The following is a 12,659-nucleotide window of genomic DNA, read 5'->3' on the forward strand; positions in this document are numbered from 1 at the left end:
TATGTAAAGGAATGTTATTGGATAGCAATGGTGTTCACCTTGCTATTGCACTTAACATCCTTACCGCAACTTGCGTTTTACTTTGCTAAAGTAAAAGTAATAACAGAAGTCGTAATTCTTTATTTTGTGGTATTTGTAGCAATAAAATAACAGCACCCAAACCACATAATGGGTGTGTAAGATAAAATTTTTGTATAAACCTTTTTGCATAAATAACAGAATGGCATTCTCGATTCTGTCTTAAATAAGAAGGGCTTTACAAAAACAAGCAGTGATTATAATTCCAACGATTGCTGATACCAACACTTTTTATCAATAATCACTTTTTTCCAACGAGATAACGCAACTAAATAATGTTCACGAGAGATCTCAGTGGCACCTAACGAGGCAGTATGAGAGTTTAGCACCTGACAATCAAATAGTTGACCCCCATAACGAAGAAAATGGTTATAAAAAGCAATAAAGGCACATTTAGATGCGTTATCTCTACGGCTAAACATAGATTCGCCACAAAAAACGGCACCCATGTTTACACCATATAATCCTCCAACGAGTTCATCACCTTCCCAAACCTCAACAGAGTGAGCCTCACCTAGTTGATGAAGCCCTTCATAGCCTGTTTTTATATCAGGGCCTATCCACGTACCTTCTTCACGTACAGAACAAGCCTCAATAACTGAAGCAAAGGCATGATTTAACGTGATTTTATAAGGCTGGTGCCGAATAAATTTACGTAAACTGCGCCCAATATGCAAATCACCAGCCGGTAAAACGGCCCTTGGATCAGGTGACCACCAAAGTGGTTCTTCATAAGGAAAGTACCAAGGGAAAATACCTGATTGATACGCAACACGTAATCGTGAAAGAGAGATTTCTCCCCCTATCGCTAATAAACCATTAGGCTCTTTTAAAGCTAAGTGAGGCTCTGGAAAATCTAAATCATTATCATCCAATTGAAACAACGGCATATTATGCCTCGTGCGTTGGTGTTAATAGAGCCTGTCTTTGATGAAATTTAGCATAATGCCCTTGTTGTTGTAACAACGAAGCATGAGTGCCTGTTTCAACGATTTTTCCGCCATCCATAACGCAGATTTTATCCATTTTATCTAAACCGTGAAGTCTGTGTGTGATCATTAATACAGCTTTACCTTGGCAATGCTGATGCAAGAGCGCAAGGATCTGTTGTTCTGTATCGGCATCAAGGCCTTCTGTTGGCTCATCAAGCAATACAAGAGGTGCATTATGGAGTAGGGCTCTTGCAAGTCCTAAACGTCGCTGTTCGCCACCAGAGAGCTGTCTACCACCATCACCCATCCATGCATTTAAGCCTTCATCATTTTCAAGTAACTGCCCAAGACCAACTTGCTGAAGAACATGTTTAAGTTCTTCATCTGTTGCCTGTTCTTTGGCCATCAATAGATTTTCTCTTAATGTGTGGCTAAAGACATGAACGCGTTGAGGGACAACGGACATCATTGAACGTAATGTCGCTTCATCATAATCAGCAATAGGCAAATTATTTAAACTGATAGTACCGTGAGTCGGATCAAAAGCCCGATTGATCAACTGCAACAGAGTCGATTTACCACACCCTGTTTTTCCTAGTAATGCAATGTGTTGTCCTGCTTCAATCGTTAAATCAACGTGATTGATGACTTGCATTGGTTGGGCTGGATAAGTAAAGCAAATATCGCGCATTGTAAGTGTGGCTCGATTGTTTGTTTCTCCTCCTTTTTCAGGAAAAGTGACATCCGGTTTTTGCTCAATTAAATGAGAAATACGAGTTGCTGATGTCATTACTTGACCTAAATGCTGGAAAGCAACAGTAACAGGCGCTAAAGACTCAAATGCTGCCAATGCACAGAACGTAAATAAGGCAATTAACGCTTCTGGCATAAAACTATTGTCGATACCATCAGCCGCAAGCCATAAAATTAATGTTGCTGTTAGACCTGATGCGAGGATCATCAATGATTGCGATAAACCAGTTAAGTTTGCTTGTTGTGCTTGTCTACGCAGCCATTTAGCTTCAAGTTGCGCCAGATTTTGTCTAAAACGAGGTAATGCGCCAAAAACAGTTAGTTCGGCTTGTCCTTGCAACATGCTGGTTAATACTGTGCGGTATTGACCTCGTAAATCGGTGAGATCACGACCAATAGGTTTACCCGCGTAGTAGAATACGAAAGGCAAAACAATCAGCAAGGTAAGCATAATGCCACCTAGCGTATTGGCTAAACGTGCATCGATTAAACCAAGGCCAAACATAATTGTCATAATGACAACAAAAGCGGCAATGATAGGGGAAATAACGCGAATATAAAGATGATCGAGCGTTTCAACATCAGCAACTAAGCGGTTTAGTAACTCACCTTGACGAAAACGTGCAATTCCACCTGGTGAAAGAGGGAGGATCTTTTTAAAGGTGAATACACGTAGGTGCGATAATACGCGAAACGTTGCGTCATGGCTGACAAGCCTTTCAAAATAACGACCCGCAGTACGAAAAATTGCAGCACCTCGAACACCCGCAGCGGGTAGCATATAATTAAAACTATAAATACCCGCAAAACCCGCAAGAGACGTACCTGCTAAAAACCAGCCCGATAGTGTTAAAAGACCAATACTCGCCAGTAAAGTCAGAATTGCAAGAATAATCCCCAGCAATAACATAAACCAGTGACGGCGATAGAGCGCAAGAAAAGGAAGCAATACTCTCATGATTAAAGTTCCTCTTTACGATGAGCAAGAAGGCGAGCAAAAGTGCCGTTCTGTTGGCTTAATGATGCATAAGTGCCAGTTTCAATAATCTGACCTTTTTCCATCACCCAAATTTGGTCGTAACCCAATGTTTCTTCAAGTAGATGGGTAATAAGCAAGGTTGTTTGATTTAATGAAGCGTTATTAAGCGCATGCATGACACGTTGTTCACTATGAGAATCAAGGCTTGCTGCTGGTTCATCTAATAACAAAAATTGACAAGGCGACAATAAAGCACGAGCAACAGCAATACGTTGAGCCTGACCAACAGAAAGGCGTGCAGCACTATCACCAATAATCGTATTTAAGCCGTCAGGTAACTCATTAATAAAATCGCTGACATACGCTTTTTCAATGGCAAGATTGATTTGTTCATTGCTGGCATTAGGATTACTTAAGCGAATATTATCTAGCAAGGTTTGTTCTGGTAAATTAGGATTTTGACCAACCCAGCTTAAACATTGACGCCATGCTTCAGGCGAGAGTTGCGTCAATTCAACGCCATTAACTTTTAATGAGCCACGATAAGGTAAAAAGCCGAGTAGCGCATTTAATAGCGAGCTTTTGCCTGCACCACTTAGACCCACAATCGCAATTCGTTGATTAGGGTTAATGGTAAAGTTTAATGGACCTGCGAGTTTGACACCTTGATGAGATAGAATTTCTAGTTCATGAGCTGTAATCTCAATACTTTCTGTTGTATTGATGCGCTCATTACCTGTGAATTGTGGTTTTTCACCATCAGCTTCTAAAAATTCAACCAGAGATTCTGCGGCGCCAATGGCTTGAGCTTTGGCATGATAGTAAGTTCCTAAATCACGCAAAGGTTGAAAAAATTCAGGGGCTAAGATCAGCGCTAAAAAGCCTGAGAATAGTGTGACACCTAAGCCATAACTACCGAAATTAAGTTCACCTAAGTAAGAAAAACCAAAGTAAACAGCCACAACAGCGATAGAAACAGCGGTAAAGAATTCCAATACGCCTGACGAAAGGAATGCCATTCTTAGCACTTCCATTGTACGTTTGCGGAAATCTTCTGTTGCTTCGGTGATTTGTTTAACTTCTGCATTACCACGGTTAAATAACCGTAATGTATCTAGTCCTCTTAATCTATCAAGGAAGTTACCACTTAAACGACCTAATGCGAGAAAGTTTCTGCGGTTAGCATCTGCTGCACCTAATCCAACTAATGCCATAAATAGCGGGATCAGTGGGGCGGTGAAAAATAGAATCAAGGCAGCAGCCCAGTTAACAGGGAATATGGTGATAAGGATAAGGATAGGCACAATAGTAGAAAGATACATTTGCGGAATATAACGCGCATAGTAATCTTGCATATCTTCTATTTGCTCTAGAATAATTGTTGCCCAACTCCCTGCGGGTTTGCCTTTAACCCAAACAGGACCTAGCTCTTCAAGTTTATCAAGCACAATTTTACGAATTTGTTGCCTGACCGCCATACCACATCGATAACCTACACGCTCTCTTATTGCCATCACTACAGCGCGTAAGATAAAAATACCAATAAGGGTGAGAAAGGTAGGTATATGCATATCACGACTCAGACTATCCATGATAAATGCTTGAAGTAAAACAGCTAATAACCATGCTTGTGCAATAATTAATAAACCGCTTACAACACCTAGGATCATTGATAGCCGTAGCCATCGGCGGGCTGGAGCACTTTGCTGTTTCAGCCATCGAACCAATTCACTTTGTTTAGTTTTATCCATAAGAAAAGATTCAAATTTGCAGGTGAGATACACAGTATCAAAAGGCCAAGGGTAAGTAGTTATACGCTTTGGCAACCAGGTTAGTATGTTACATGGTAAAAGGCGCTACTGAAATAGCGCCTTGAAGGGAAGTGATGATTTTAGTTGGATTTTAGTGCGTCTAAGTAACGTTCTGCATCTAAAGCAGCCATACAGCCTGTACCTGCGGAGGTAATTGCTTGACGATAAATGTGATCCATTACGTCACCTGCTGCAAAAACACCCTCGATAGAGGTTTGTGTTGCATTACCTTGAGTTCCTGATTGTACTTTGATGTAACCATTGTCTAATTCTAATTGACCATCAAAAATAGCGGTATTAGGGCTATGTCCAATAGCAATAAAGACACCCATAACCTCTAATTCTTCGGTTTTATCGCTCTTAGTATCTTTTAAGCGAACTTTAGTTACACCCATATCATCGCCAAGAACTTCGTCTAAGGTGCGATCAGTATGCAAAATAATATTGCCACTGTTGACTTTGTCCATTAAACGGTTAATTAAGATTTTTTCAGAACGGAAAGAATCACGGCGGTGGATCAGATGAACTTCTGATGCGATATTCGCTAAATAAAGAGCTTCTTCCACAGCGGTATTTCCGCCACCGACAACAGCGACTTTCTGGTTACGATAGAAAAATCCGTCACACGTTGCACAAGCCGAAACGCCTCGGCCTTTAAAAGATTCTTCTGAAGGTAAACCGATATAACGTGCAGAAGCACCTGTTGCGATAATTAATGCATCACAAGTGTATTCTTGTTCATCACCAAATAGGCGGAATGGACGGTTTTTCAGATCGACTTTATTAATATGGTCAGAGATAATCTCTGTATTAAATTTTTCAGCGTGCTGAAACATGCGGTCCATTAATCCAGGACCTGTTAACCCTTCTGGGTCACCGGGCCAGTTTTCGACTTCTGTTGTTGTTGTCAGCTGACCGCCTTTTTCAACACCCGTAATCAGTACTGGTTCTAAGTTTGCTCTTGCAGCATAAACGGCGGCGGTATAACCCGCAGGGCCTGAACCTAAAATAATAAGTTTGCTATGTTTGATGGTGCTCATGTATACCTCATCTCTGATTAGGCGTGATGCGAATTGAGGGATTGTAGGAGAAATAAGACGTTAAAAAAAGCCAATGACGAGAAATAGACATAATATTTTAGCTATTTTAGCAATAGTTAATACTAATATAGTTTAATAATTATAGAGTTATATTGGGCTAACATCATCGAATTAACCTGAAACATTTTGCTTTACAATTGATGTTTATCTTGCGTATATAGAGAATAACATAGCGCCTTGTTCTGATTTTTACTCATTTGCTTTGACAATCCGCTGTACATTTGCGAAAACATGATTGTTAAAGATAATTATCCTCGGATGTTGTACGTATTATTTTTTAGACAGACAGGGCATAGGATAGTTACTTTGCGATATTTGCTAATGAGTATTTGGATAAAATAGAACTTTTATCTGGCATTAAAAGAAAATAGATTGGTAGTTTGCTCTGACCGTTTGATACCGAAGTTTCGACAGTGATGCTGAAGGTGTACAGGTATGGGTATAGGAAAATAAAGTAAGAGAAAAAGAGAAAGAGAGTATAGAGATGATTGATAATAAAAAACGTCCGGGTAAAGATCTTGATAGAATAGACCGGAATATTCTAAATGAGCTTCAAAAAGATGGTCGTATTTCAAACGTTGAGCTATCTAAACGTGTAGGTTTATCACCAACACCTTGTTTAGAGCGTGTACGTCGTTTAGAACGCCAAGGATTTATTTCTGGTTATACTGCACTGTTAAACCCACATTACTTAGATGCATCATTACTAGTATTCGTGGAAATCACATTAAACCGTGGTGCACCAGATGTTTTTGAACAATTCAATATGGCTGTTCAAAAACTTGAAGAAATCCAAGAATGCCATTTAGTTTCTGGTGATTTTGACTATCTGTTGAAAACTCGTGTACCTGATATGTCCGCTTACCGTAAATTACTCGGTGAAACACTGTTACGTCTTCCAGGTGTTAATGACACACGTACATACGTGGTTATGGAAGAAGTTAAACAAAGTAACCGTCTTGTAATTAAAACTCGCTAAGCCAACTTAATAGGTTGGTGCAAAGCAGGAAAAAGTTAGGTACACTCCTGTTTATGCATACAGTTTCAACGCTGGGATATCTCAGCGTTGTTCCGTTTTAATTCACCCTAAGTTAAACCTGGAGAGCCCTCTTTGAGCCAGGAATATACAGAAGATAAAAATATTCGTTTAACAAAGATAAGCAACCGTCGCCGTATTTGGGAGGCTATTCTCATCCTCATCGGTATTGGCGCTGTCTTTTTAATGGTTTCATTACTTAGCTTTCATCCCTCTGATCCTAGCTGGTCACAAACCACTTGGAATGAGCCTATTCAAAATTTAGGCGGTAGTATCGGAGCATGGTTAGCTGATATTCTATTTTCTGCATTTGGTTTACTTGCCTATGCAATTCCTGTCGTCGTGGTTTTTGGGTGCTGGAATTCTCTACGCTACCAACAAAACCGTGAATACACCGACTTCTTTTCCCTTGCACTACGCACGATTGGTGCTTTGGCTCTGATCTTTACCTCTTGTGCATTGGCTGATCTTAATTTTGATGATATCTATAATTTCAGCTCTGGTGGTGTTATTGGAAGTTTGTTTAGCAAAGCCCTATTACCGTGGTTTAATGTTTTAGGTGCTACTCTTGCCCTGTTATCTGTTTGGGCTATTGGCTTTACACTGTTTACCGGCTGGTCTTGGTTAACAATCACAGAAAAGATTGGTGCCGTTATTTTGGGAAGTGTTGGTTTTATTACCAATAGAGGCCAAAATGAAGCTGATTACGAGGATGAAGAAGAGGAAGATGATACTCAAGACGTTGTTACAGAATTAGCTGAAAATTTAAATCAAAAAGAAAATCAGCAATCTGAATTAGCAACAGAAGAGAGTGATGATATTTTATTTTCTGCGCCTTCAGCACTTGAGCTAGCTCGTCAGCAAGAGATAGACACATTACAAGTTAAAGCAGAACAAGAAGATGATTTGCTATCTTTCTCTGCAACAAATGACATAGCAGATGAACATGCGCAAACATTGACGCAAGCTGATCCTCTTGTGCCAGCAACGGTTTCACAACCAACTCATACAGAGGAAGAGCCAGAACATTACCGTTTTGATATTCCAGAAGCATTTTTGAAAAAAGAAGCTCAATCAGAAGTCAATGCTCCTTCAAGTTTCGCTTACTCAATACCAGAAAAGAATATACCTTCTGTGATGCCGTTTGATAATGAACCTATGGCACAGCCATCGTCCGTATCAACAGATAGTGTAATGCCTGCAGGCGGAGCTGAACCTACATTCTCGTTAGCACCTGATACAGACTCTTTAACACAAGCAGCTACAGTGGCAGCAACTAGTGCTCTTGTTAGTCATGGCTCTCAAGTTAAACAAGGATTAGGTCCTGAATTACCACGCCCAAATCCAGTGCGATTGCCAACACGCCGTGAGCTTTATGGCATTCATATACCTTCACAACGCGAAGCTGAATTGCGTCGTCGTGAGGAAGCCGTTCAATCTGAATCTGAAGATGAGTTAGCTGATATTCAAGAACAAGCGAATTTCGAACAAGAGTTGCGTCAGCAATTCCTCGAACAGCAACGCGAACGTTATGGTGAGGACGATAGTGCTGATCCTGAAGCTATTATTGGAGCCCATCAGCCAAATATTACAACACCATTATCTTCATTTAATCATCAACAAGATGATTATCGAGATGAACCAACGGTTACCGCGAATACGTTCTCTTCCACAGAAGAGAATAACAGCGATATTGATGAAGATGAGCAATATCAGCAACAATTAGCAGCACAATTTAAGCAACAATTGCAGGATCGTTATGGTGATGATGTTTCGTTAGATGATGACGAAGATGAGGTTTTACCTCAAATATCGACATCAGCACCTTCATTGCAAGCAACAACGGGTTATCAACCTCATATTCAACATTCATTCGCTTCACAATCAGCGCAACCGACTCAAACTATTGAGAAAAAAGTTGAATACCCAGCCAGCAATGCATTTCTACAAATTTCGCCTCGTGATGAAGAAGAGGAAGAATACAGCCCTAAAATTGAGTTAGAAAGAGAGCTCACAGCATTAGAGGCGTTCTCGCCAATTGATGATCTATTGGATGAAGATCCGATAGAGCCAGTGTTTACACCGATTGTTTCAGAACCTGTTACGCCACAAGTTGCACCTCAATCACGTATTGAGCCTCAGCCTAATATGGCTCAGCATTTTGCACAGCAACAGCAACAGCAACAGCAACAGCAACAGCAACAGCAACAGCAACAGCAACAGCAACAGCAACAGCAACAGCAACAGCAACAGCAACAGCAACAGCAAGAATCGTTAATTCACCCATTCTTGATGCGTAATGATAGACCATTGCAGAAGCCAACAACACCAATGCCTTCTCTGGATCTACTAACAACGCCACCAGTAGAAGATGAGCCTGTTGATATGTTTGAGCTTGAGCGTATTGGTAAACTTATTGAAGCTCGTCTTAATGATTACCGTGTTAAAGCCAAGGTGGTTGGTATTTCACCGGGGCCTGTTATCACTCGTTTTGAACTTGAACTTGCACCAGGTGTAAAAGCTGCACGTATATCAAATTTATCACGCGACTTAGCTCGTTCATTGTCTGCTATTGCGGTGCGTATTGTTGAAGTTATTCCGGGCAAACCTTATGTAGGGCTGGAGTTACCTAACAAAAAACGTCAAACCGTCTATATGCGTGAGTTGTTAGATAGCGATGCATTTCGTGATAGCCGCTCGCCATTGACTGTTGTTTTAGGTAAAGATATCGGCGGTCAGCCAGTTGTTGCCAATCTGGCTAAAATGCCTCACTTACTTGTTGCTGGTACAACAGGTTCAGGTAAATCTGTCGGTGTGAATGCGATGATTATCAGCATTCTCTATAAAGCGAAACCAGAAGATGTTCGCTTTATTATGATTGACCCTAAAATGCTTGAGCTTTCGGTTTATGAAGGTATTCCACATCTTCTAACAGAAGTGGTTACCGATATGAAAGATGCCGCAAGTGCTCTGCGTTGGAGTGTGGCTGAAATGGAACGCCGTTATAAACTGATGTCGGCATTAGGTGTGCGTAATCTTGCAGGTTATAACGAAAGAATTAAAGAAGCAGAAGCGATGGGACGCCCAATTCCAGATCCATTCTGGAAACCAACAGACAGTATGGCAACAGAAATGCCAACGTTGGAAAAAGAGCCTTATATCGTGGTTGTTGTTGATGAATTTGCTGATTTAATGATGACAGCAGGTAAGAAAGTTGAAGAATTGATTGCACGTTTAGCACAAAAAGCGCGTGCTGCGGGTATTCACCTTGTGCTTGCAACGCAAAGACCTTCCGTTGATATCATTACTGGGTTAATTAAAGCCAATATTCCTAGCCGTATTGCGTTTACTGTATCGAGTAAAATCGACTCTCGAACTATCTTAGACCAAGGTGGTGCAGAATCATTACTAGGTATGGGGGATATGCTTTATGCACCTAATGGTTTTGTACCTGAGCGTGTTCACGGTGCTTTTGTGAGTGATGATGAAGTTCATGCAGTCGCAACCGACTGGAAAGCACGCGGTCGTCCTCAGTATATTGAAGCTATTACTAAATGCAGTGAAGAAGGTGAAGGTAATAGTGGTGGTGGATATGACGATGGCGAAGAGCTTGATCCGTTATTTGACCAAGCTGTAGAATTTGTGGTTGAAAAACAACGTGTTTCTATTTCTGGAGTGCAACGTCAATTTAGAATTGGCTATAATCGTGCAGCAAGAATTGTGGAACAAATGGAAATGCAAGGTATTGTCAGTGCGCCAAATCACAACAATACGCGTGATGTCCTTTCGTCGCCACCTTCAGATATGTAATATCTTGAAAACACAGTTATCAGCTAATGAGATAGCATGATAATCTGCACAACATCATCAATAATTTATACGCCGACATTATGTCGGCGTTATCTCATGCCGAGGCTTGTAGAATGAAAAAAGTATTATTTGCAGTGTGTGCGATGACATTATTTAGTAGCCAAGCCGCTTGGGCTGATGCACGTCAGGATTTGCAACAACGATTAAATAAAGTAAATAGTTTTCAAGCAAACTTTAGTCAAACCGTGACCAGCAATGAAGGCTCACTTATCCAAAAAGGGGAAGGCAGTTTAAAAGTACAACGCCCTGATTTGTTTAATTGGCACATGACAGCACCAGATGAGAGCACGTTGATCTCTGATGGTAAAACATTGTGGTTTTACAATCCTTTTGTCGAGCAAGTTACAGCAACTTGGCTGGAAAGTGCCACAACCAATACGCCTTTTATGCTGATCGCCCGTAATGACAGTAAAGAGTGGCAAAACTATGACGTGAAACAGTCTGGTGATCGTTTTGAGTTAACACCTAAAGTAGAAAATAACTTAAAACATTTTACGATAACTGTATTACCTAACGGACAAATTCAGCAATTTGCAGCTACAGAACAAGACGGTCAAGTAAGCAATTATCAATTGACTGCACAGACTGCCGCACCAATCGATGCATCCGCGTTTCGCTTTACTCCTCCTGCGGGTGTGACTGTGGATGACCAACGTCAGTGAGGATATTTTGAGTAATTTATCACTCGATTTTTCACGCAATGAGTTCCAACCTTTAGCCGCAAGAATGCGACCTGAAACGTTGGAACAATATATCGGACAAACTCATTTACTTGCCGAAGGTAAACCATTACCTCGAGCGATTAAAGCGGGTCAATTGCATTCCATGATCTTATGGGGACCTCCTGGTACGGGTAAAACCACCCTTGCTGAGATCATTGGTCGCTATGCGCAAGCTGATATAGAACGATTATCTGCGGTGACATCGGGTATTAAAGAAATTAGAGAATCTATTGAAATTGCGCGCCAAAACCGCAATGCAGGGCGTAGAACGATCCTGTTCGTTGATGAAGTTCATCGTTTTAATAAGAGTCAACAAGATGCTTTTTTGCCTCATATTGAAGATGGCACAATCACTTTTATTGGCGCAACAACAGAAAATCCCTCTTTTGAATTAAATTCAGCATTGTTATCCAGAGCAAGAGTTTATCTATTACGTTCATTAACCGAAGCTGATATTGAGCAAGTACTACAACAAGCGCTGGACGATCCTGAACGGGGTTTAGGCGGACGTAATATTATTCTGCCAGATGATACACGCAAAATGATTGCACAATTGGTTAATGGTGATGCGCGCCGTTCATTAAATTTGCTTGAAATGATGGCGGATATCGCTGAAGTTGATAAACAAGGAAAACGAGTATTAACACCAGCATTACTGACAGAAATCAGTGGTGAACGAAGTGCTCGTTTTGATAATAAAGGTGATCGCTTTTACGATCTTATCTCTGCATTGCATAAATCAGTCAGGGGATCAGCGCCTGATGCTGCTCTTTATTGGTATGCAAGGATCATAACAGCCGGCGGTGATCCGCTTTATGTTGCTCGTCGCTTATTGGCGATTGCATCAGAAGATGTGGGAAACGCCGATCCTCGTGCTATGCAAGTGGCAATAGCTGCATGGGATTGTTTCACGCGTGTTGGTCCCGCAGAAGGTGAGCGCGCTATTGCTCAAGCAATTGTATATCTGGCTTGTGCTCCCAAAAGTAATGCTGTTTATACTGCATTTAAAGCAGCCATTGCTGATGCTAAAAGTAAACCTGATTATGATGTACCTGAGCATTTGCGTAATGCACCAACAAAATTAATGAAAGAAATGGGGCTTGGTGCTGAATATCGGTACGCTCATGATGAGCCTAATGCTTATGCTGCTGGTGAGGTCTATTTTCCTAAAGAAATGGCTGATACACAGTACTATTACCCAGTGAAAAGAGGGTTAGAGATCAAGCTTGCAGAGAAATTAGACTGGCTTGCTCAACAAGATCAAAATAGTACGACAAAACGCTATCGCAAAATGTAAAGATGCGGTAAGGTTATTCAATTATCATTAATTTCTTAACTATGCCTTGTCTCAGATATCTTTTTTATAAGATAGGAGAGA

The 12,659-nt window shown here is 40.9% G+C and carries 7 protein-coding genes and 2 pseudogenes; 5 read left to right on the forward strand and 4 right to left on the reverse strand.

Going from position 1 to position 12,659, the window contains the following annotated elements:
- Window positions 1–275: 275 nt before the first annotated feature.
- The 4 genes from aat to trxB all read right to left on the reverse strand — a co-directional run bounded on the left by aat (window position 276) and on the right by trxB (window position 5,593).
- Window positions 276–968, reverse strand: coding sequence for a leucyl/phenylalanyl-tRNA--protein transferase (aat, locus tag ACWPWK_RS16160; RefSeq protein WP_109373507.1), 693 nt, complete (start codon window positions 966–968; stop codon window positions 276–278).
- Between the two features lies 1 nt (window position 969).
- Window positions 970–2,721, reverse strand: coding sequence for a heme ABC transporter ATP-binding protein/permease CydC (cydC, locus tag ACWPWK_RS16165; RefSeq protein ID WP_109373508.1), 1,752 nt, complete (start codon window positions 2,719–2,721; stop codon window positions 970–972).
- 2 nt (window positions 2,722–2,723) lie between these two features.
- Window positions 2,724–4,493, reverse strand: a complete 1,770-nt coding sequence (gene cydD, locus ACWPWK_RS16170) for a heme ABC transporter permease/ATP-binding protein CydD (RefSeq protein ID WP_109373509.1) — start codon at window positions 4,491–4,493, stop codon at window positions 2,724–2,726.
- 140 nt (window positions 4,494–4,633) lie between these two features.
- A complete protein-coding gene (gene trxB, locus ACWPWK_RS16175; RefSeq protein ID WP_109373510.1) occupies window positions 4,634–5,593 on the reverse strand; it encodes a thioredoxin-disulfide reductase in 960 nt (319 codons plus the stop codon).
- A gap of 544 nt (window positions 5,594–6,137) precedes the next feature.
- Here trxB and lrp point away from each other — a divergent pair.
- The 5 genes and pseudogenes from lrp (at window position 6,138) to ACWPWK_RS16200 (ending at window position 12,578) form a co-directional block, all read left to right on the forward strand.
- Window positions 6,138–6,632: a leucine-responsive transcriptional regulator Lrp gene (gene lrp, locus ACWPWK_RS16180; RefSeq protein WP_004244566.1), complete on the forward strand. Its 495-nt coding sequence runs from the start codon at window positions 6,138–6,140 to the stop codon at window positions 6,630–6,632.
- A 132-nt stretch (window positions 6,633–6,764) separates the two neighbouring features.
- A pseudogene (locus tag ACWPWK_RS16185) lies at window positions 6,765–8,241 on the forward strand (DNA translocase FtsK 4TM domain-containing protein); the annotation flags it as partial.
- A 476-nt stretch (window positions 8,242–8,717) separates the two neighbouring features.
- Window positions 8,718–10,499, forward strand: a pseudogene (locus ACWPWK_RS16190) (DNA translocase FtsK); the annotation flags it as partial.
- Window positions 10,500–10,612: 113 nt separating this feature from the next.
- Window positions 10,613–11,221, forward strand: a complete 609-nt coding sequence (gene lolA, locus ACWPWK_RS16195; RefSeq protein WP_109373511.1) for an outer membrane lipoprotein chaperone LolA — start codon at window positions 10,613–10,615, stop codon at window positions 11,219–11,221.
- 7 nt (window positions 11,222–11,228) lie between these two features.
- A complete protein-coding gene (locus tag ACWPWK_RS16200) occupies window positions 11,229–12,578 on the forward strand; it encodes a replication-associated recombination protein A (protein WP_109373565.1) in 1,350 nt (449 codons plus the stop codon).
- Window positions 12,579–12,659 lie beyond the last annotated feature (81 nt).

It is taken from the genome of Proteus sp. Marseille-Q3619, from assembly GCF_965283115.1.